The sequence below is a fragment of the Paraburkholderia sp. genome (assembly GCF_028283785.1).
Taxonomy (GTDB): domain Bacteria; phylum Pseudomonadota; class Gammaproteobacteria; order Burkholderiales; family Burkholderiaceae; genus Paraburkholderia.
The window spans coordinates 44,444-65,624 of the sequence record NZ_JAPWKB010000015.1 but is presented as its reverse complement, the minus strand read 5'-3'; the positions used below and the strand labels follow the sequence as shown (position 1 = coordinate 65,624).

General features: G+C 62.9%; 20 protein-coding genes. 10 read left to right on the top strand and 10 right to left on the bottom strand.

The window, feature by feature from the left end; all coding sequences use genetic code 11:
• Nucleotides 1–18: 18 nt before the first annotated feature.
• Nucleotides 19–816 (top strand): GntR family transcriptional regulator, encoded by a 798-nt coding sequence (locus PW947_RS18240; protein WP_299633761.1) that lies wholly within the window; start codon nucleotides 19–21, stop codon nucleotides 814–816.
• Nucleotides 817–842: 26 nt separating this feature from the next.
• On the opposite strand, the gene PW947_RS18235 is transcribed toward PW947_RS18240, so the two are convergent.
• The 3 genes from PW947_RS18235 to PW947_RS18225 form a co-directional block, all read right to left on the bottom strand.
• Nucleotides 843–995, bottom strand: a complete 153-nt coding sequence (locus tag PW947_RS18235) for a hypothetical protein (protein WP_299633760.1) — start codon at nucleotides 993–995, stop codon at nucleotides 843–845.
• 388 nt (nucleotides 996–1,383) lie between these two features.
• Nucleotides 1,384–1,602, bottom strand: coding sequence for a hypothetical protein (locus PW947_RS18230; RefSeq protein WP_299633759.1), 219 nt, complete (start codon nucleotides 1,600–1,602; stop codon nucleotides 1,384–1,386).
• A 292-nt stretch (nucleotides 1,603–1,894) separates the two neighbouring features.
• Nucleotides 1,895–2,701: a MipA/OmpV family protein gene (locus tag PW947_RS18225; protein WP_299633758.1), complete on the bottom strand. Its 807-nt coding sequence runs from the start codon at nucleotides 2,699–2,701 to the stop codon at nucleotides 1,895–1,897.
• A 638-nt stretch (nucleotides 2,702–3,339) separates the two neighbouring features.
• Between PW947_RS18225 and PW947_RS18220 the strand changes: the two genes are divergently transcribed.
• Entirely contained in the window at nucleotides 3,340–4,758 is a 1,419-nt protein-coding gene (locus PW947_RS18220) for a histidine kinase (protein WP_299633757.1), read from the top strand.
• Nucleotides 4,755–5,405: a response regulator transcription factor gene (locus PW947_RS18215; RefSeq protein WP_299633756.1), complete on the top strand. Its 651-nt coding sequence runs from the start codon at nucleotides 4,755–4,757 to the stop codon at nucleotides 5,403–5,405. Before PW947_RS18220 ends, PW947_RS18215 begins: the two co-directional genes overlap by 4 nt.
• A gap of 24 nt (nucleotides 5,406–5,429) precedes the next feature.
• Here the strand turns inward: PW947_RS18215 and PW947_RS18210 are convergent, their stop codons facing one another.
• From PW947_RS18210 to PW947_RS18200, 3 genes are all read right to left on the bottom strand, one after another.
• Nucleotides 5,430–6,350 (bottom strand): PIG-L family deacetylase, encoded by a 921-nt coding sequence (locus tag PW947_RS18210; RefSeq protein WP_299633755.1) that lies wholly within the window; start codon nucleotides 6,348–6,350, stop codon nucleotides 5,430–5,432.
• Between the two features lie 173 nt (nucleotides 6,351–6,523).
• Nucleotides 6,524–7,582: a hypothetical protein gene (locus PW947_RS18205; protein ID WP_299633864.1), complete on the bottom strand. Its 1,059-nt coding sequence runs from the start codon at nucleotides 7,580–7,582 to the stop codon at nucleotides 6,524–6,526.
• Between the two features lie 217 nt (nucleotides 7,583–7,799).
• On the bottom strand, nucleotides 7,800–8,696 hold the full coding sequence (locus tag PW947_RS18200) for a LysR family transcriptional regulator (RefSeq protein WP_299633754.1): 897 nt from the start codon (nucleotides 8,694–8,696) through the stop codon (nucleotides 7,800–7,802).
• 164 nt (nucleotides 8,697–8,860) lie between these two features.
• On the opposite strand from PW947_RS18200, the gene PW947_RS18195 reads away from it, so the two are divergent.
• From PW947_RS18195 to PW947_RS18185, 3 genes are read left to right on the top strand one after another with little or no spacing between them, the layout of a single operon-like run.
• Entirely contained in the window at nucleotides 8,861–9,211 is a 351-nt protein-coding gene (locus PW947_RS18195) for a DUF485 domain-containing protein (RefSeq protein ID WP_299633753.1), read from the top strand.
• The gene (locus PW947_RS18190) at nucleotides 9,201–11,072 is read left to right on the top strand and encodes a cation acetate symporter (RefSeq protein WP_299633752.1); all 1,872 of its coding nucleotides are present in this window, start codon (nucleotides 9,201–9,203) and stop codon (nucleotides 11,070–11,072) included. Before PW947_RS18195 ends, PW947_RS18190 begins: the two co-directional genes overlap by 11 nt.
• A 31-nt stretch (nucleotides 11,073–11,103) precedes the next feature.
• On the top strand, nucleotides 11,104–12,183 hold the full coding sequence (locus PW947_RS18185; protein WP_299633751.1) for a carbon-nitrogen hydrolase family protein: 1,080 nt from the start codon (nucleotides 11,104–11,106) through the stop codon (nucleotides 12,181–12,183).
• A 79-nt stretch (nucleotides 12,184–12,262) separates the two neighbouring features.
• Here PW947_RS18185 and PW947_RS18180 read toward each other — a convergent pair whose 3' ends face one another.
• The gene (locus tag PW947_RS18180; protein WP_299633750.1) at nucleotides 12,263–13,183 is read right to left on the bottom strand and encodes a LysR substrate-binding domain-containing protein; all 921 of its coding nucleotides are present in this window, start codon (nucleotides 13,181–13,183) and stop codon (nucleotides 12,263–12,265) included.
• A 102-nt stretch (nucleotides 13,184–13,285) separates the two neighbouring features.
• On the opposite strand from PW947_RS18180, the gene PW947_RS18175 reads away from it, so the two are divergent.
• Nucleotides 13,286–14,536, top strand: a complete 1,251-nt coding sequence (locus PW947_RS18175) for an MFS transporter (protein ID WP_299633749.1) — start codon at nucleotides 13,286–13,288, stop codon at nucleotides 14,534–14,536.
• Between the two features lie 49 nt (nucleotides 14,537–14,585).
• Here the strand turns inward: PW947_RS18175 and PW947_RS18170 are convergent, their stop codons facing one another.
• Nucleotides 14,586–15,476, bottom strand: a complete 891-nt coding sequence (locus tag PW947_RS18170; RefSeq protein ID WP_299633748.1) for a LysR substrate-binding domain-containing protein — start codon at nucleotides 15,474–15,476, stop codon at nucleotides 14,586–14,588.
• A 106-nt stretch (nucleotides 15,477–15,582) separates the two neighbouring features.
• Here PW947_RS18170 and PW947_RS18165 point away from each other — a divergent pair, with 106 nt between their 5' ends.
• A complete protein-coding gene (locus tag PW947_RS18165) occupies nucleotides 15,583–16,749 on the top strand; it encodes a mandelate racemase/muconate lactonizing enzyme family protein (RefSeq protein ID WP_299633747.1) in 1,167 nt (388 codons plus the stop codon).
• 40 nt (nucleotides 16,750–16,789) lie between these two features.
• On the opposite strand, the gene PW947_RS18160 is transcribed toward PW947_RS18165, so the two are convergent.
• Nucleotides 16,790–17,602, bottom strand: a complete 813-nt coding sequence (locus tag PW947_RS18160) for a MipA/OmpV family protein (protein WP_366146131.1) — start codon at nucleotides 17,600–17,602, stop codon at nucleotides 16,790–16,792.
• Nucleotides 17,603–17,874: 272 nt separating this feature from the next.
• Between PW947_RS18160 and PW947_RS18155 the strand changes: the two genes are divergently transcribed.
• Together PW947_RS18155 and PW947_RS18150 are read left to right on the top strand one after the other, a co-directional pair.
• Nucleotides 17,875–19,104 (top strand): acyltransferase, encoded by a 1,230-nt coding sequence (locus PW947_RS18155; protein WP_299633746.1) that lies wholly within the window; start codon nucleotides 17,875–17,877, stop codon nucleotides 19,102–19,104.
• Nucleotides 19,105–19,307: 203 nt separating this feature from the next.
• Nucleotides 19,308–20,207 (top strand): LysR family transcriptional regulator, encoded by a 900-nt coding sequence (locus PW947_RS18150; protein WP_299633745.1) that lies wholly within the window; start codon nucleotides 19,308–19,310, stop codon nucleotides 20,205–20,207.
• 27 nt (nucleotides 20,208–20,234) lie between these two features.
• On the opposite strand, the gene PW947_RS18145 is transcribed toward PW947_RS18150, so the two are convergent.
• Entirely contained in the window at nucleotides 20,235–21,146 is a 912-nt protein-coding gene (locus PW947_RS18145; RefSeq protein WP_299633744.1) for a LysR family transcriptional regulator, read from the bottom strand.
• Nucleotides 21,147–21,181 lie beyond the last annotated feature (35 nt).

Genomic DNA, 21,181 nt, shown 5'->3' with positions numbered 1-21,181 from the left:
GAACAAGGGGGATTCAGCATGAACGACACACCGGGCGAGCCGATTGACACGCGCCACGCGGTGAGCGGGAAGAAACGTCAGACGGACAGCGACGCGACGACCGGCGCGGCGCCCGCGCCTGCCGCGCCGAGCGCGGCGAACCCGCTGGCCGAACAGGTGTATCAGAAGCTCAAGAGCGACATCTTCAATTTCCGGCTGTTTCCGGGCGACCGTTTCTCGGAGAGCGGCATCGCGCAACACTACGGCGTGTCGCGCACACCGATGCGCGACGGCCTGTTCCGCTTGCAGCGCGAGGGCTATCTGGAAGTCGGCTTCCGGCGCGGCTGGAAGGTCGCGCCGATCAACTTCGACCAGCTCGACCAGCTCTACGACTTGCGGATCGTGCTGGAAGTCGCGGCCGTGGAGCGCTTGCCGAGCGGCGGCGATATTTCGCACGCAACGCTCGACGCGCTCAAGGCGGTGTGGTGCGTCGCGCCGGATCAGCGCGAAACCGATCCGGTCGTGATGTTCGGCATGGACGAAAACTTCCACCGTCAACTGGTCGCGGCAACCGGTAATGCGGAAATGCTGCGCGTGCATAACGAAGTCACGGAGCGGATCCGGATCGTGCGGCGGCTGGATTTTCTGAAGCCGCACCGGACCAGCGCGACTTACGACGAACACGCGACCATGCTGAATCTGATCGAACGCAACCGTCTGACGGAAGCGGTGATTTTGCTGCGCGCGCATGTCACGCAGAGCAAGCTGGAAGTGCGCAAGATTACGCTGTCGATGCTGGCCGAAGCGCGCGACAGCAAGTTGCCGTTCGTGTCGTGAAGCCGCCGTGCGCAATCACGCGGCGCTTACGGCTCGCGTGTGTCGGTCTGCGGTAGCGTGATCTTTTCGATCAACGCAGACAGTTTCTGCACCGGACGCTGCGAGCCTTTCGAACTATGCGATTCGTAATGGACCGACGCAACGACGCGGCCCTGCTGACTCAACACAAGATCGATCACAGGCCAACTCATGCTCGAGCCCGTAACGTTCACTTGCGCGCTATACGAGAGCGAGGTACTGCACGTCGCCGGTTCGGTTCCTTGTCTAAACAGACCCGACGAGATTCCTCGTACCAGCAATGCGATCTGGAGCGACGAAACGAAATCGCCGTCGAAGACATCCGGATTCAGCAGCACGCATACGTGTTGCAGCGATACGGGGTCGCCACTCGCATAGGTCGTCGCCTGATTGTTTGACGCACAGCCGCTCAGCGCGACTGCGATCAATGCCAGTGCAGAAATTCCCTTTGCAGTGGAGCCTCGCTGTGAATAGGCGTTCGTCCGGCGAAAATATCTGAGTGTAGCGAGTCGCATTGGCGAGTGATCGATGAAGAGCGAGATGACGCAATTACCTGCGAGGCAATAGATACGTCACGGTCCGGAAAATCTCGTTGACCAGATCGTCTACGTAATCGTCCACGACTTGTTCGAATGCGTGCGTTCCCGGTTCGCAATCGGCCGGGTTGAGCTTGCCTTGTGCTTTGCGAAGCGCGGCCACGCGTTGTTGTAACAACACCGCTTCATCCGTCATTGACCGGGCGGAACGGTCGCAGTCTTCGTTGTCCATCGTCGTCGTCGGTGGTGGTGCGGCGGGTGTGCGGTGGTCGTGTGGGTCCGGACCGTTACTGGCAACCAATCGCACATGCGAGTCCTGCGATCGCGCCAACCGCGCCGATGCCTGCACCTAGCGCTAACGTCCCGGCAGTGGACGCGCAACCTTGCATGTTCAGGCAGCCGACCAACGCAGTCACGATCACGACTTCCCGCAAGATTGTCCGGTGCTGTCGAAGCGAGTTCATATCCGTTCTTCCATTTCATTCATTGCTGGTTATTGCTTCGCCCGTTCGATCGGTCGCCGATCAAAACGAATAGCCCGCGAAGATGCCACCGGTGAACTCGGTCTTCTTCCCGACGATCGGACTATCACTGACGCGTGTCGGCAAATACGATTCGCCGATCCGCGCGCCCATCGTCCACTTGCTCGTGAGCCGATACATTGCGCCGACCGAAAAATTGATGTCGCTGATGCCCGCGCCGGGGTTGTATTGCGCACGTCCGGAAGCAACGCTTTGAGCGGCGTCTACGCCATAGAACGTCTGGTTGTACGTGCTACTGCTCCAACGGATACTCGGACCGGCTGTCAGCATGAGTTGCCGGGTAACCGGAAACTTCGCTTCCGCACCCAGGCGGATCTGCGTGCCTTCATGCTTGCCCGCGATGTCTGTCGCCACCGACGCCGAGAACGCATACCAGTCGCGGCTATAGCGGCCGAACAGCGCCGCGTGTGCGGTCTTCTTCACGTCGCCGAGTCCGTGCAGTCTGGTCTCGTCGTCCGATTCGTCCCGAGGGCTGAACAGGTCGTAAGACAGGACGACACCGGCTTGCCAGTGCTGATCGCGGTAGAAGTACATGCCCGCACCAAACGGGACCGTAGGCGATGCATCCGACGCGCCGAAAAAGAACCGGCCATACGTCGCCCCGCCAATCGGCGCCACCTGGAATTTCCGGTCGCTTGCACCCGGATATTTCGGCACGCTCATCACGCCCATTCCCAGGTTGAAGTGCCACGTATCGCTAAACGCGTAAGGCGCATCGTTGCCGACGGCATCGGCCGCCTGAGCGGAGATGCAGACGAACAGGGACGTGGCAATCGCGGCGGATCGCATAACTTTTTTGGGAATCGGCATTGAAATACTTACTCTTCGTTAATTGAGTGGGCGGATTCCGGATCGGGGAAAATGCGGTCGTCGGGAACTACGCACGCAGCGCCGATGCTTACCACATGTTTCGTTCATCATGGCGACTGCTCTAGAGCCGATTGAAGAGGGATCACGTGAGTGCTGTCCCCGTTGGGCCGGTAGACAAACATGCTCAACTCACCCATTCCTGACGCGCCGTAATGGCCTGACGAGGCGCTAGAGCATATTAGTCAGAAGCCTCGTGCGCCGAATCAGGCGAAAGGCTTCTTTGGCATTCGCCTAAGAGCGATGCCTGAGCCCGTCTAAAGACCAATATGACACTGCGACTTTAGAACTAGACGAAGCTTTCTGCGCGTGAACTCGCGGCGAATAAGGGGCGGCCTGACCGGTGATCCAACGCGGAACAGGTGGACTTGCCGCGGATTACCGATAGATTCGTAACGCAACAGTGAACGCTATACTTCGCGATTTTCGGCGGTCATCTCGACTACCCGTCAAGCGCAGCGCCACGAAAGTGGACTTAGGGAGCATGAGTATTGATTCACGCGTCGGATAAGCCCACTGGGCGGCGAACCCTTTCTTGGATTGGACGCTGGCGAACCAGCATGTTCTGGAAGTTCGTTCCCATGATGTTTCTGACGTCATGGGTCGGTGTTTTACTCGTGATCGCTTGCGGCACGGTCGTGAGTAACATTCAGTTGAGGAGCGATTCCCGTAGTGACCTGATGGAAGGGAACTTGCGGACAGCACTCGCGGACCCCGATCTGTTGACGGGAATCCATGATTCGCCGCAAGCGGTATGTCAGGCCGTGCTTCAGTCCATCGCGACACGCGTGTTGCAGGTGGATCAGGGAGATCCAGGCCTCAATGGCTTTCACCGGTCGGTTGCCGACGGCCGGGTCGTGGCTTCGACGAAGACGTCCGATGGCCGCCGTTGCACTTATCCGGCTACTGGCGTGAGTGACACGTTGCGTAGCGCAATCGCTGTCGCCGTCGACAACCGGCACGTGCCGAACCGCGCCGTGACCACCGCGGACGTCAGCGACGGCTGGATCCGCACGATAACGCTTGTCGCAGGCGACAATGCCGGAGCGGTCGTCTCGATCGGGTTCTATGCGATTTCGCCGATGAATGTGCTCTTTCGGAATCCGGTACCGTGGCGAGCGCTCGTGATCTATCTCCTCACGATGAGTTCGCTTTCTGCAATCGCGCTGGTGCTGCTATTCGTTCAACGGATCAAACGTGCGGAGCGCGCGGCGACGGCATGGACGGAAGGTCAGCTTCACGTCCGGATCAACGACTCGCGGCAAGACGAGTTTGCGCGCCTCGCGCATCGCTTCGATGTGATGGCCGACGCGATGTCGGAAGTGATAAAGGTAAAGCAGGCGCTGGCGGCAGCGGAAGAACGTAATCGACTCGCGCGCGATCTTCACGACACGGCAAAACAGCGCGCGTTCGCGGTGAGTCTGCAACTGGCCGCCGCAAGGCATATGACGAATGCCAATGCCGAAACCATGCCTTTGCTAAACGCGTCGATTTCACTGACGACGCAATTGCAACGTGACCTTTCCGATATGATCCGGCGTCTGTCCGCACCGACTATCGCCGAATCGGGTTTTCGTCTGGTGTTGATGGAGGGTGTCAATGCATTGATCGCAGGAACTAAGACCTCGTGGACACTGGTGATGACCGATCACGACGAAAAGGTTCTCAACGAACTTGCCGAAGTGTCGCGTCAGCTTTTCATCATCACGATCGAGTCGGTATCGAACATCCTCCGGCATGCAGGCTGTACGCGGTTCACCATCTGTTGCGAACGGGACGGGGATATCGTCGACTGGCGCATCACCGACAACGGTAACGGATTCAACATGGATCACGCCGCCGACCGGGGAATGGGACTGTCGAATATGCGACTGAGAGCCAGCGGTCTGCCGGGTGGAAAATTTAATCTTGTCAGTCGGGAAGGCGGCGGTACGTCGATTGCCGTGACCTTCAATACTGCAACGAGTGCCCAGCCATGAAGAAGTCCGTTTTACTGATCGATGATCACGCCGTGGTCAGGCAAGGCCTGTCCAGCCTTCTCGCCGCGACCTCCGATTTTCAGTTGATCGGCGAGGCGTCGCACGGCACCGTCGCGATCCAGATGGCACGTGAATTACAACCGGACATCATGATCGTCGATCTGCTCATGCCGGATGTGAGTGGCGTGACGGTGATCCGGTCGATCCGGGCCGTTAGCCCGGACACGACCCTGGCCGTGTTGACGTCATCGGAAGACGACGACCTGGCGTTATCGGCAATCGAAGCGGGCGCTTTTGCGTTTCTGCTCAAGTCGATGTCGGGAGACGAATTGCTCGATGCGTTGCGTGTGGTGTCGCGTGGCGAAGTCTATATCCACCCCAGCATCGCACGGACGATGATGCAGGCCGTTCGGCAACGTCAGAATCCGGTACCCACGCCGTTCGCGATCCTGACGGTCCGGGAACTCGCGGTACTGCGTGCGCTAGGCGAGGGCGCGAGCAATGCGCGCCTCGCGGATACGCTCAACATCAGCGAGAAGACAGTCAAAGCGCATATCGGAAGCATTCTCGCGAAGCTGAATCTGGCGGACCGCACGGAAGCGGTCGCGTTTGCGTGGCGCAACGGTTTGATGATCGCCGACGACTGAATGATCACGCAACGATTCACGCGGTCACGATGACTGTGCCGGCGCGGTCTTGACAGCGGTATCGGTTGCGACGTCATCGAAGATCGCGCCGATCTTCTCATCCGCGCCGACGCCCATCTTCTTTGTCACGGTGACGATCTTCTCGCCATCCCACCGATCCATCCTGTATAGCGCGCCGAACGGATAAGCCGGCGGCGTCAGGCCCGCGCCGAACACGGTTTCGCCGCCGCGCCGCACGCTATCCGCAAGCCACGACGTCAGCCGCAGATGATACGGATTGCGCTCGATCTCCTTGCGATGACACGTCAGCGCTTCGAGCATCGTGCAGACCGTCCCGCCCGACAGTTCGACCAGCAGGTTCGGTTCGGCGAGCGTTGCCCAGAATTCGGTTTGCGCGAGCCACACCGGCTGCGCGTAAAGCGCAAGCGCGTCGCGCGTCAACGCGTGCGTGCCGATATGCGTGGCCGAGCCGTCGGCGTCGTGCGGAAACAGGATCAGGCGCGGCCGGTATGCATCGAAAATGCCCGCGAGACGAGCGACGTCGCGCGCCCAGCTTTGCGGATCGGCGGCGCGTCGGGCCGGATTGATCGGACGACGGCCGTCGAATGCCGGGTCGAGCGTGGCGAAATCCAGGCGCTCGCATGCATGCAACAGTTCGTGCCAGCGCGCTTGCTGACGTCCCACATTGCTGCCCAGTGTTGCGGCGACATTGAGGACGTCGAAACCGGCTTCGTGCTGAAGACGCAACGCCAGACCGCCGATCAGACATTCGTCGTCGGGATGCGGTGAAACGATCAGGGCGAGTGGCTTGTTGCGGTCCACCTCGCGTGCGGGAGGCGGCGTGTCGGTCAACGGAACGGCATTCAGCGGATAGCGCAGTAAGGCTTCGAAAGCGTCGACGTAGTCGCGGAATACGCCGGATGAAGAGTGCTTGTGTTGGGTCATAAGTGCAGGTTGGCCGGCGGCTGTGGCTACCGGGAGTTTAGCAGCGGATCACCTGCGGCGCGCTCGAACCCGGTCCTGACGCTCCCTTTGCTCCTGCGGATGCAAAAAACCCGCGCGCTGTGCGAGCGTCGCGGGCATAAACGGAAGCGGGGAATAACAGCGGTGACGCCGGATCAGGCCCAATGCGCCGGAACGAACACGCGACCGATCCAATGCGCGGGCACCCACACAGCGGCACGTCGCGCCGGCGCGACATACACCATCCGCGGCGCGATCACCACGGCATGCGGGGGCGGCGGCGCGATCAACACCGCGTGCGGCGGCGGCGGGGGCGACGCGACGACGACAACCTGCGGCGCGGGCTTCGCGACCACGACGGGCGGTGGGGTTACCACAGCGGCCGGTGTCGTCACCACGACGGCAGCCGGAGCCGACGCCACCACCACCGGCGGCGGCACATACACAACCGGCGGCGCCACGACGACCGGCTTGGGCGCGACCACCACGGTCGTGCCGCCTGTCGCCACCACGCCGGTGGTAACGACCGTGCCGCCTGTCGTCACGGTGTTGCCGTGAACGCCGGTCGCGCTCGCCGACGTCGTCACCACGCCCGGCGCCACCCGCGTCGCGGTGCCGTTGTGATTGACGGTGCCGCCATCCTGACCGGTCACCGTGCCGGAACGATTGCAGGTATTGCCCGCGCAATTCGTCGACGCCGAGTGTCCGACCGTGTTGCCGTTCGCTCCCGTCACCGATCCCGACGACGAATACTGTCCCGGCGCGTTTTTCGTGACTTCGCCGGAGGTGGTGGCGGTTTTGCCGTCAGGTCCTGTGAGCGTGCCGGTGTGCGCACAGCTGCCGCCCGCGCAGCTGGTGTCGCCCGCGTGCTGGACCTGGTTGCCGTTGCGTCCGGTCGCGGTGCCGCTGTTCGAGAACTGACCCGGCGCATTGCGCGTCACCGTGCCGGTGTTGGTCGCAAAACCGCCGTAGGGGCCCGCCACGCCGCCCGCATGCGAGCAGCTTGCGCCGCCGCAGGAACCGTAGCGCGCGCCGTTGTAGGTGCCGTGCGACGTGTACGCAGTCGCATGTTGCGACCACGCGAACGCCGACGCGCTACCGAACGTCAACGCCGCGGCCGACGCGGCGAGAATCAGTTTGCGTACGATGCCGCGCGAGGAAAAAAGAGCCGTGGTCGACGAGGCCGGGGCGGCGAAAACCTGAGTCTGGAGCAAGCGATTGTTCACGATGTGTCCTTCGGGTGTCGGGCCACGTTTTCGCACTGCGTCGTGGCAATGACCGCACTGTAGAAGGACGCGTGAAATAAATCAGCCGGTGAAGTATGTCACGCTGTTTCACCGCGACGAAGGCTTGCTGGACAAGGGTTTGCGCGCGACTGCCCGCTGTCGCGACATTTCCTGACATCAGTTCGCGACATCACTTTGTGACCGTTCACCGCACCGGGTAATCGCGCTCCATGATCTCCGCCAGAAACGCCGCCACTTTGCGCATCCGCGGCACGCGTTGCAGGTATTGATGTGAACTGAGCCACACATCGCGGCGGACGTCGATCTGTCCGTCGAGAATCTGCACCAGCCCAAAGCGTCCGGCGCGCGCGAACGACGGCAGCATCACGATCCCGGCGCCCGCCGCCGCGGCGAACATCTGCGCGAGCATGCTGCTCGAATAGAAACCGGTGGACGGATTGGCAATCACGTCGTCGAGCCAGCGCACCGCGTCGAGCTGGATCAGGTCCGGGATATACCCGACGAAACGATGCGCGCGCAAATCCTCGACCGTTTGCGGCGTGCCGGCCTCGCTCAGATACGCAGGATGAGCGTACAGATGCAGCGGAAACTGACCGATCTGACGAATGTCGAGATTCGGTCCGCGCGGCTCGAAAAAGCCCATAAACAGGTCGGCTTCGCGATGCGAGATGCGCACGTCGTGCGCGGACGTCACCAGTTCGATCGCAATCGACGGATGCTGGCGTTTCAGTTCGACGAACTGCTCGCTCAGATACAGCGAAGCGATGCCTTCCATCGTCGCGATCCGCACATGGCCGGTCAGGCCGGGATGGTCGGCGTCGAGCGTGTCGCCTAGCGCGAGCACGTTCGCTTCGACCGCTTCGACATACGCGAGCATGTCGCGGCCTTGCGCATTGAGCCGGTAGCCCATCCGGTCGCGTTCGAAAACCGGCGTCTCCAGCGCGAATTCCAGTGCGGAAATGCGCCGCCCGACGGTGGCGTGATCCATCTTGAGCGCGCGCCCCGCCTTGGACAGATTGCCCGCGCGCGCAACCGCCAGAAATACGCGCAGATCGTCCCAGCTCAATCGGTTCAGATTCATCGGAAGAATGGAGTAGAAAGTCGGAAATCCCGTTCAACTCCATCATCGCTGTGCAAATTTGCACAGGCCAGTGATTGTTTTCAGGTTCGTCAGGAAATTCGGCGTTCGTAGACTGCGGTCATCGCGTGTATCCCGTACCACCGAAACGACAGGGAGAGAGTTTCATGAATGACGCTGAGATCGACTGGGACGCCATCTACAAGAGCGAGCGTTTCCAGCAACTGGCCCGCAGACGCCGCAATACGATCGTCACGCTCGGCGTGCTGGCGGCCGTCTATTACTTTTCGATTCCCGCGCTGATCGCATGGGCGCCCGATTTCTTCAGGATCCGACTCGCGCCGGGCATCAATCTCGGCACGCTGTTCGCGATCTCGCAGTACCCGTTCGGCGGCGTGATTGCGTATGTGTTCCTGCGGCGCGTCGCCACGCTCGACCGCGCGGTGACCACGATCGCACCGGTCGGCGCATCGCTCGACGTGCCAGTTTCGTCGCGGGAGCAAAGCCATGCGTTTTAAACGATATCCACGTCTGACCGGCACGTTCGGCGCAATCGGCGCGACGGCCGTGTCGGCGACAGCCAGCGCCGAACCCGTTACGAAAACCGCGATCACGCATCACGGTCTGACCTTTTTCGTGTTTGGGCTGGTGATTCTGTCGACCTTGCTGATCACGTGGTTCGCGTCGCGACGCAATCGCACTGCGGGCGATTTTTATACGGCAGGCGGTGCAATCAGTCCCGCGAAAAACGGTCTGGCGATTGCCGGCGATTATCTGTCCGCCGCCGCGTTTCTGGGTGCGTCGGGCCTGATCGCGTTGTACGGTTTCGACGGGATGATCTATCTGGTCGGTTTCTTCGCAGCGTTTATTCCGGTACTGCTGTTTATCGCGGAGCCGTGCCGCAACCTCGGGCGCTACACCATCGGCGACGTGCTCGCGATGCGCAACAGCTTCCGTTCGACCAAGGCCGTGTCGGCGGTATCGAGCGTGGTGGTGGCGCTTGCGTACATGATTCCGCAGATCGTCGGCGGCGCGGTGATCGTGCGCGCGCTGGTCGGTATCGACTACAACGTGTCGGTGATCGGCGTCGGCGCATTGATGCTGATCTACGTGGCCTGCGGCGGGATGCGCGCGACCACGTGGGTGCAGGTGATCAAGGCGGTTCTGCTGATCGGCGCATCGTTCATTCTGGTGGTGCTGGCGTGGCTGCCGTTCGGTTTTCGGGTGCCGGCGTTCATGGATGGCATCGTCCATAGCCCGTTCGTGCAGGCGCACGTCGCGACGCTGTCGGCGGCGGCATCGCTGCGCGGCGACGAACTCGGCTGGCGTTTTCTCGAACCGGGACTGTTCCTGAACAAGCCGCTCGAACTGCTGTCGCTCGGTCTTGCGCTGGTGCTCGGCACCGCCGCGATGCCGCATATCCTGATGCGCTTTTTTACGGTGAAAGATGCACGCGCCGCACGTCATTCGGTGATGTGGGCGATGCTCGGGATCGGCGCATGTCACCTGTTCATCATCGTGATCGGTTTTGCGGCCGCGTACTTCGTCGGTGCGCCGATGATTTCATCGCTGGATAAAGGCGGCAATCTCGCCGCACCGCTGCTGGCCCAGGCGCTGACCGGCGGCCCGAACAGCGTCGGCGGCGATCTGATGCTGGCGTTCATTGCTGCGGTTGCGTTCGCAACGATCGTCGCGGTGGTCGCGGGACTGACGCTGGCTGCGGCATCGTCGCTGGCGCACGACGTGTACGTCGGCGCGGTGCGCGGCGGTGAGGCGAGCGAGCGTCAGCAGGTCGTCGCTGCGCGTATCGCGACGCTGTTCGTCGGCGTGGTGGCGATTTCGGTGAGCATTCTCGCGCGCGGCCAGAACGTCGCGCAACTGGTCGGGCTGGGTTACGCGGTTGCCGCATCGGCGAATCTGCCCGCACTCGTGCTGACCTTGTACTGGAAGCGCTGCACGACGCAAGGCGTGCTGATCGGGATTATCGGCGGCACGCTGGTCGCGATCGTGCTCGTACTGGTGTCGCCCAACATGACGTATCCGTCGATGCAGCGTCAGGCCGCGCTCGACCGTGTCGCGGTCATCGACACCCGTTTGCCGACGGTTCAGGACGCCGCGCAACGCAGCGCGCTGCTGGCCGAACGCAGCGCCGCGATCGCGACGGCGAGCCATATCGCAGCCGACGCGACGAGCCTCGTCGGGCTGAGCGCACCGCTGATCGGGCTGCGCAATCCGGGAATCATCTCGATCCCGATCGGCTTCCTGCTGGTGTTTCTGGTGTCCTTGTTCACCCGCGATGCGACCGCGTCGTCGCGCTGGGCCGAACTCGTCGTGCGCAGGGAAACCGGCTACGGCGCGGTCACCGCACTCGACCACTGACCTTCCTTCGATTCAATTCCGGAAAAGCGCAATGTCTTATCTTCCCGTAGTCAAAGTCGCCGCCGCGCATGCCGCGCCGGTGTTTCTGAACAAGCGCGCGACGGTCGCGAAAGCGATCTCGCTGATTCGCGAAGCGAGCCGTCACGGCGCGCAACTGGTCGCGTTTCCCGAGTCGTTTATTCCTGCGTTTCCTGTCTGGGCATCGCTGTGGGCGCCGATCGACAACCACGATCTGTTCGAGCGTTTCGCGCAGGAAAGCATCTACGCGGACGGCCCCGAGATCGACGAAATCGCAGCGGAAGCGGCACGCAGCGGCGTATTCGTGTCGCTTGGATTCAGCGAGCGTTCGCATGCGAGCGTCGGCTGTCTGTGGAATTCGAACGTGCTGGTTGACGATCGCGGCGCTGTCGTCAACCATCATCGCAAGCTGGTGCCGACGTTCTACGAAAAGCTCGTATGGGCCGCAGGCGACGGTGCCGGTCTGCAAGTCGCCGATACGCGGATCGGGCGCATCGGCGGTCTGATCTGCGGTGAGAACACCAATCCGCTTGCGCGTTACGCGCTGATCGCGCAAGGCGAGCAGATTCATATTTCGAGCTGGCCCGCGTTGTGGCCGACGCGTCGGCCCGCGAGCGGCGGCAACTTCAATAACGTCGCGGCGAACCGCTTGCGTGCGGGCGCGCATTCGTTCGAAGCGAAGGCATTCGGCATTATTTCGGCCGGGTATATGGACGCGGAAATGCGCGACTTTCTGGTGGCGCGCGACCCGCAAGCGGCGGCCGTGCTCGATGGTTCGCCGCGCGCGGCGACGATGTTCGTCGATCCGACCGGCTCGCCGGTCGGCGATATGTTGAGCGACGACGAAGGCATCGCTTACGCGGAGTTCGATCTGAACCGTTGCGTCGAGCCGAAGCAGTTTCACGATGTCGTCGGCTATTACAACCGCTACGACGTGTTTTCGCTGACGGTGAATCGCGAGCGGCAAGAGCCGGTGACTTGGCGCGATACGCCGCGCGCGCCGGGCGCAAGCGAAGCGAAACCGGCGTCGGGCGCATCACGCTCGACGGCTCAGGACATCGCGCGCGACGGCGCGTTGTCCGCGCAATTCTGACGACGTCAGGCCGCGACATCGCGGTTCCGCTTTAGACCCGTCCGCGCCCGTCGTTCCCACGTGGAACCGACGGGCGCTGTCACGCGGCCACGCGCTGCACCGGCAGACTTGCGACGCTGCGGACGGCGTCGAGCATGATCGACGCGAGGCGCTCCACCGATGGGCTCGCGCTTGCGTCGGCGCGCAGCAGCGCGAGCGGAATCGTCGGTAACGCGGGCAATCCCGACGCGGCCGCAGGCAGCGTTTCGACACCCGAAGGCAAGCCGCAATGGGTGCGAACCGTTACGCCGAGACCGGCCGCCGCAGCGGCCCATAGCCCCGACAGACTCGGGCTGGTAAACGCCATCCGCCACGGAATCCCGGCGCGGTCGAGCGCTGCGACGGCGGCGCCATGAAACAGGCACGGCCGGTCGAACGCGATCAACGGCAACGGCTCGCCGTCCTGCCGTGTCCACGGCACCGACGACGAGCCGATCCAGCACATCGACGGCTCGGCAATCGGTTCGACGCTAAAACCGCGCGGCGCGTCCGCGAGCCACGACGCGTCGCGCCAGACCAGCGCGAGATCGAGTTGCTTCGTCTCGATCCGTTCCAGCAAATCCGCATTGCGCGCAACCCGCGCTTCGATCCGCACTTTCGGATGCGCGCGCGCAAAACGGCCGAGCACGTCCGGCAGCACGGCTTCGCCGAAATCTTCCTGCATGCCGAGCCGGATCCAGCCTTCGAGATCGACGCCGCGCACCGCGACCGCCGCTTCGTCGTTGAGCGCGATCAGGCGACGCGCGTAGGCCAGCATCGTGTCGCCGGCTTCGGTCAGCGCCAGTCCGCGTCCCGATTTGCGAAAGAGCGGCGTGCCGGCCTGTTCCTCCAGCTTGCGGATTTGCGCGCTGACCGCCGACGTCGAGCGTCCGACGCGATCCGCTGCGCGCGCAAAGCTGCCGAGGTCGATACCCGCGACGAAGCTGCGCAGCACGGCGGGATCGAAGTCGATGTGATCCATAGTAACCATCCTGTTTTATCGAACAATTGGTTCGAAACTTTCTGATATTCAGGACGATGCTAATCCGCGAAACTGGGTTCGTCAAACCTTGGAGACGCGAGCATGAGCACATCTCAATGGGCGATCGGCGCGGCCCGCAGCGAAACGCATCGATGGAAAGTGCTGGGCGTCGGCGTTGCGGCCAATGCGAGTTTTTCGGCCGCCGCCGCCGGCATTCCGACGACCGCCGTGTCGCTGCGCGCCGCGTATCACCTGGACAATCCCGCGCTCGGTCTGGTGTTCGGCGCGATGGGGTTGGGCGTTGCGCTGTCGGAATTGCCTTGGGGCATGCTCACCGATCGTTGGGGCGACCGGCCCGTGCTGATCACCGGCCTGTCGGCCACGGCGGCGGCGCTCGCGGCGATGGCGTGGTGCGTCGTGCCGTCGGCGGCGGGCGTGCCCGCGTCCGGCTGGCTGGCGTTCGCGATGTGCGTGACCGGCTTGCTGGGCGGCAGCGTCAACGGATCGAGCGGGCGCGCGGTGATGGCGTGGTTCCGCGAAGGCGAGCGCGGTCTGGCGATGAGTATCCGGCAGACGGCGGTGCCGCTCGGCGGTGGACTCGGCGCGCTGATCTTGCCGTGGCTGGCGGCATCGTACGGTTTTGCGGCGGTGTATGGCGTGCTCGCCGCGATGTGCGTGGTGTCGGCGGGATTCGCGTGGAAGTGGCTGATCGAGCCGCCTTTCGCGGCGGCGGTGAAGCCGGGTGCATCGACGGCGGCGGCATCGAAAGCGGCGGCCGCGACCGGCCCGTTGCGCGACGCGCGAATCTGGCGCGTGGTGCTGGGCATCGGCATTCTGTGCGTGCCGCAGTTCGCGGTGCTGACGTTCGCGACGGTGTTTCTGCACGACTTCGCACATCTCGGAATCGGCGCGATCGCCGCGACGATGGCGGCTGTTCAGCTCGGTGCAATGGCGATGCGCGTGTGGAGCGGCCGCTATACCGATCGGCACGGCAATCGGCGCGCGTATCTGCGCGGCTCGACGCTGGTCGCGATGGCGTCGTTCGTGGCGCTGTCGGTTGCGGTTTCCATCAAGATGGACGCGGCCGGGATCGCCGCGATGATCGTGTTTGCCGGCGTGTGCGTGTCCGCGTGGCATGGCGTCGCGTACACGGAACTGGCCACGCTGGCGGGGACGTCGCGTGCGGGAACGGCATTGGGAATGGCGAATACGGTCGTCTACGCGGGGCTGTTCGTCGCGCCGCTCGCGATTCCGCATCTGCTGGCGGCGGGCTCGTGGGTCGGCGTTTGGCTCGCGGCAGCGGCTTGCGCGATGGCGGCGTATCCGTTGTTTCCAAAAAGCGCGCGGCGATAGCGGGGTGTTCCGGTGCGCGTTCGGGTGATTGTTCGTGTAAGTGTCCGCATTAAGCGAACCGCTCCACCAGAAAATCGATAAACGCGCGCGCCTTCGCCGACTGATTGCGCTTCTCCGCGTAATACACGAACAGATCCGCCTCCGGTTGCGTGAACTCCGGCAACACGACCCGCAACCGGCCGCTCTCGACGTATTTCGCCAGATCCCATTCCGAGCGGATCAGAATGCCGTGCCCGTCGAGCGCCCAACCCAGCACGATGTCGCCATCGTTGCTCGACAGCATCCCGCGTACTTTCACGGCTTCCGGCTGGCCGTCGCGTATCAGTCGCCAGACGCCGTAGGCGTCGTCGTTCTGACGGTGAACGATGCATTGATGGGCGGCAAGATCGGCGAGGCTGGCAGGCGTGCCGTGACGCTCCAGATAGCGCGGCGACGCGCACAGAAAACGCCGGTTGGTCATTACGCGTCGCGCGTTCAGGCGTTTGTCGGGCAACGACCCGAAACGGATCGCCAGATCGACGCCGCTTTCGACCAGATCGACCGGCCGGTCCGTCACGTCGAGTTGCACCTCGACATGCGGATACCGCTTCGCAAACGCCGACACCAGCGGCGCGATGGTGGTGCGCCCGAACCCCAGCGTCGCATTTACCCGCAACAGACCGCGCGGTGCAGAGCGGCTCGACGACACCGCTTCTTCCATGTCCCGCAGGTCCGCGAGAATTCGCGTCGCGTGATGAAGATAAGTTTCGCCTTCGCTGGTGAGGCTGATGCTGCGGGTGGTCCGGTTCACGAGCCGCACGCCGAGCCGCGCTTCGAGCTGCGCGAGGCGCTTGGTCGCGGCGGGCGGCGTCAGATCGAGTTCGCGCGCTGCCGCCGACAGGTTGCCGTGACGTGCCAGCAGCACGAAGAATTCCAGATTCGAAGCGAGGTCATTTTTCACTAAAAGTGAATAAAGAAGTGAGTTTCAGTGAATCATAACGCGCGATCCGACGGCTAATCTAGCGCCATGTAACCGCACATGCCGTGCATCGAATGAAGGAAACCTGATGAGAATCGTCGAAATCCGCGAAAAGACCGTGCCGATCAGCTCGCCGATCCGCAATGCCTATATCGATTTCAGCAAGATGACGCTGAGCCTGGTCGCCGTGGTGACCGATGTGATCCGCGACGGCAAGCCGGTCGTCGGCTATGGATTTAACTCGAACGGGCGATACGGCCAGGGCAAGCTGATGCGCGAGCGTTTTATTCCACGCCTGCTCGAAGCCGATCCGGCGTCGTTGCTCGACGACAGCGGCGACAACCTCGACCCGCACAAGGTGTGGGCGACGATGTTTACGAACGAGAAGCCAGGCGGTCATGGCGAGCGGTCGGTGGCGATCGGCACGATCGATATGGCGATCTGGGACGCGGTCGCGAAGATCGCGGGCAAGCCGCTGTTCCAGTTGCTGGCGGACCGGTATGGGAACGGCGAGCCGGATCGCAAGATTTTCGTGTACGCGGCGGGCGGCTACTACTATCCCGGCCAGGATCACGAGAAGCTGAAGGACGAAATGCGCAGCTATCTCGACCGGGGTTATACGGTCGTGAAAAAGAAGATCGGCGGCGCGTCGCTCGACGAGGATCTGCGCCGGATCGATTCGATCCTGAGCGTGCTGGGCGACGGTCAGAAACTGGCGGTCGACGCCAACGGCCGTTTCGATCTGGATACAGCGGTTCGCTATGCGAAGGCGTTGTCGCAATACGATCTGTTCTGGTACGAAGAAGCCGGCGATCCGCTCGATTTCGAATTGCAGGCGACGCTTCGCAACTACTACGACAAGCCGATGGCGACGGGCGAAAACCTGTTCTCGATGCAAGATGCGCGCAACCTGATCCGTTATGGCGGCATGCGCGCCGACCGTGACTGGCTGCAATTCGACTGCGCGCTGAGCTACGGTCTGGTCGAATATCTGCGCACGCTCGACATGCTGCATCAACACGGCTGGTCGCGGAAACGGTGCATTCCGCACGGCGGCCATCAGATGTCGTTGAATATCGCGGCCGGTCTGGGTCTGGGCGGCAACGAGTCGTATCCGGATCTGTTCCAGCCTTACGGCGGTTTCCCGGACGGCGTGAAAGTGGACAACGGCTACATCACGATGCCCGACTTGCCGGGTATCGGCTTCGAAGGGAAAGCCGATCTGTTCGCGGAAATGCAGAAACTGTCGGGCTGAACCCGGCACGCGATCCTGGCGTAAAAGTGGCTGGCGACCGCTAAAAGCGGTAGTTCAATCCCGCAAACACGTTGAGCTCGACCTTGCGCTGGGTAATCGGGCTGTCGGCGGCGAAACGCTGCAATTTTCCGACCGTCGCCGCGACGGAGCCCGTCCAGTGCGGCGTGAAGTCGTAGCTCGCGTAGCCGTTCAGATGCACATCGCGCACACCGGACGACGTGCCGTACGCGGTCATGCCCGACGCCGCGCTCTGTTGCGGCGACACGCCGAACAGCGTGCGCGTATACACGGCATTGGCCCACGTCACGCCCGGTCCGACCGATACCGGCAGCTTCGGCGTCACCGGAAGATTCGCGGCGAGATCGGCGCTGACGAGCAGGCCCTGGCCTGTCGCAGCGATGTCCTGCATCGCCGACACCGATCCCGTCACGAACGACACCGAATAGTCCGCGAACAGCTTCAGCTTCGGACCCGCGTGGACGTTTCCGAGTCCGCGCAAACGCGGATCGTCGGATTCGTTGCGCGACTGGAAATCGAACGAAATCGCGGTGCCGACGTGCCAGTCGTCGCCTTTGAGCAGATTCAGCCCAAGCACGTCGAGTGCTTGCGAGAATACGCGGTCGTCGTATGAAATATCGACGGACGGCAGCGGCAGAACCGCCATCGCACGCGCGCCCGGATATTTGGGCGACACCATGATGCCGGGCCCGATCGACACCTTCCATTTCGAACCGGAAAGCGATTGCGCCGCGACGGGCGCGTCGGGTATTTCAGGCACGTCGGCGATCGCGCTACCAAGCCAGCCGGCGCACACGCCGAATACCGCCGCGCGGGACAACACACAAATTGACATTGAGGATCTCAAACCAAAAACAGGGCGCAACAGCTTACGCGTGCGCTGTCGATCGCTATATCAATTTGGCTGTGCGCTGGATGCAGGCAATCAGGTCGCAATCGATATCCGCCAAACTTCAGCCATTTCGTCCATCTGGTGCGGCAACAGACGGATACGCCGATGAATTGTCTATAGTAAGGACACCCTGAAAGTGCGGGGTTTCCGATCGCGATGGCCGATCCGACGGCTTGCCGATCATTCGCGACCGCAGTTCAATGGAACGATGCCGCATGAGCGATTCGATCCGCTTTCAGCAACTCGATGCGCTGCGCGGCATCGCCGCACTCGCAGTCGTGTTCTCGCACTTCAGTTATCTGCAACCGATGGGCTGGCTGCGCGCCGGCCCGCCGCGCGTGCTCGGCGCCGGTCATGAAGCGGTGATCCTGTTCTTCGTGCTGAGTGGCTTCGTGCTGACGTTGCAACTGACCGCGTCGCGACCTCTGGGCTATGTCGAGTACTGGATCAAGCGCGTGTGCCGGATTTATCTGCCGTATCTGGCGGCCGTCGCGCTTGCGTATGGTCTGTACCGGCTCAGCGAAGGGCGCGATGTAACGTGGGCCGGGCGCTGGCTGAACGAAAGCTGGCCGGCGCACGTGTCGTGGATCGATCTCGCGCGGCATGCGCTGTTTATCGCGCCGTTCGATACGCGTGAACTGAATCCGGTGTTGTGGTCGCTGGTCTACGAGATGCGGATTTCGCTGATTTTTCCGCTGGTCGTGTGGGCGGTGTGCCGGTTGCGCGTCGCGTGGTCGGTGGCGATTGCGGCGGCTTTGTCGCTGATCGCGTTCGTGTATCAGCTCGGTGACGGCGCGGTGCTGATTCAGGCCAGCGTGAATGCCGAATGGATGCCCACGCTGCACTATCTGTCGATGTTCGTCGCGGGCGCGTTGCTCGCGCTTCATCGTCGGCGGATCGTCGCGTGGTTCGGCGACGGCACGCGCTGGAAAGTGCCGCTCACCATCGTCTGTCTGAGCTTGCCGCGCGTGATGTTTCGCGCGTGGGTGCCGGTCGATTTCCGGATCGGCAGTCCGGCTAGCGGCTTTATTTTCGACTGGTCGATTACGCCGATGATCGTCGGCGTGATTGCGCTCGCGATCTCGTTGCGGCCGTTCGCCAACGCGTTGTCGATCAAGCCGCTGCTGTTCCTCGGTAAGATTTCATACAGCGTCTATCTGCTGCATAGCGTGGTGCTGTTCACGGTGCTGCATCTGATGGCCGACGCGCAACCGGCCACGGCGCTGTGCGTCGCGGCTGCGGCGATCATTCCGGTCGGCGCGCTGGCGTACTCGCTGATCGAGCGTCCGGCGATATACGCTGGCAAGACGCTCGCCGCGCTCGCGTCGCACGGAGCACGGACTCACGGCGGTCGCGCGGAGGCGGTGACAGCAACGCCAGCCGATCGCGCCGATACGGCGGGTTCTCTGCGGCGGCGATACGCACGCTGGCGGACCGCGCGCTAACACGTCACCGTCGACCTGCCGCCCACCGTTGTTCAGCGGAAGCCGGTATGCGCCGATTTGTGGGAACATCGACCCCACTCATTTCGGCGTCTACTCCTTTCACTCGATCCGCAAGCATGCTGTCTTCACAGAATCAATGCCACGCACCACTGCGCGCGCGCGTCAGAACCGGTTTCGTGTTCTTTTCCGGCGCCGGAGTCTAGATGGAACTGCGCCAGTTTCGATACTTCGTCGTCGTTGCGGAAGAGCTGAATTTCACGCGTGCGGCCGACCGGCTGAACATGACGCAGCCGCCGCTAAGCCGGCAGATCCAGCAGATCGAGGAAGACGTCGGCTTGCCGCTGTTCGAGCGCGGTGTGCGTCCGATGCGCCTCACCGAAGCCGGGCGCATTTTCTACACGCATGCGAGACGGCTGGTCGATGAAGCCGACGAAGTCGCGCAACTGACGCGGCGGCTTGCGCAACTGGCCGAGCGGATCGTGATCGGGTTCGTGCCGTCCACGCTGTACGGCGCGCTGCCTGCGGTGATCCGCGCGTTTCGCGAGGCCGCGCCGAAGATCGAGGTGTCGCTGATCGAAATGTTCACCGTCGAGCAACTGGGCGCGTTGAAAGGCGCGCGAATCGACGTCGGCTTTGGGCGCGTGCGTTTCGACGATCCGCAGGTGATCCGCGAGGTGCTGACCGACGAGCCGTTGATCGCGGCGTTGCCGGAAGGGCACCGGTTGACGGCGGGGGCGGCGCCCGTCGATCTCGCCGCGCTCGCACAAGAGACGCTGATTATTTATCCGAGCACGCCGCGTCCGAGTTTCGCGGACCAGCAACTGTCGGCGTTTCGCGATCAGGCGCTCGAACCGCGCGCGATCCACGAAGTGCGCGAGTTGCAGACCGCGCTCGGACTCGTCGCCGCGCAGGTCGGCGTGACGCTGGTGCCGCGCAGTGTCGAGGGATTGCGGCCGCATGGGGTCGAGTATCGGGCGTTGTCGAAAGCGGGCGCGTCGTCGCCGATCATCATGAGCCGCCGCTTGCAGGACAACACGCCGTCCACCACGTTGTTATGCGAAATCGCTCGCGATCTGTTCACGCGCCACGCGCAATCGGCTTGACTTCGGTGTCACGCGGCGCTGTGCCGGTCAGGCGCGTGCCGCTTCGGGCAGGGTGTCGTCGGGCAGATCGATCAGATGGCTGACCAACAGCTTCGCGTGCGGCGTCAGCGTAGTGAAATCGCGCGCGCAGAGATACAGGCGGCGGGTCGCCCACGGGTCCGACAGACGAACGATTGCCAGCGCGGGTTCGCGCAGTTGCGCGGCGGACGCTTCCGACAAAATCGCGAGACCGATATTCGCTTCGACCATGCGCGCGACGTGTTCGATGCTGCGCAATTGCACGCGATACTCGATCTGCCGACCGAGGCGCGACGCACGATAGGCCAGATGCGTTTCGAGCACGGCGTCTTTCAGACCGATAAACGCATCGTCGACGATCTCCGCGAATGCAACCTGTGACAGCGCCGCAATCCGGTGCGCGCGATCCGCGATCACGACCAACTGGTCTTGCGCAAGCAAATGCGTTTGCAGGCTGGCGAGATCGGTGATGTCGGCGACGAGGCCGATATCCGCGCTGCCTTCGGCGACGGCGCGCACGATCTCCTGGCTGGGCCGCTCGTCGATATCGACGGAAAGATCGGGATAGGCGGCGAGGAAGCGTTGCAACCGGCTCGGCAGAAAACTGACCAGTGCCGCCGTATTCGACAGCAGTTCGACACGCCCTTTGAGACCGGATGCATACGCATGCATTTCGCCGCGCATATGTTCGACCTGACCGAGAATCAGCCGTGCATGGCGCACCAGCGCGTTGCCTGCTGCCGTGGGCTGCACACCGCGACGGCCGCGTTCGAGCAGCGCGGTGCCGAGCGCCGCTTCCATGCCCGACACACGTTCGCTGACCGACGCCAGGGCGAGGTTCATCGCTTGCGCGCCACGCGTCAGGCTGCCGAGTTCGACGACAGTCACAAACAGCCGTAAATCGGTTAAATCGAAACGCATGGTGTCCCTTCGGTTTCGGCGAAGTCTAGCATTGG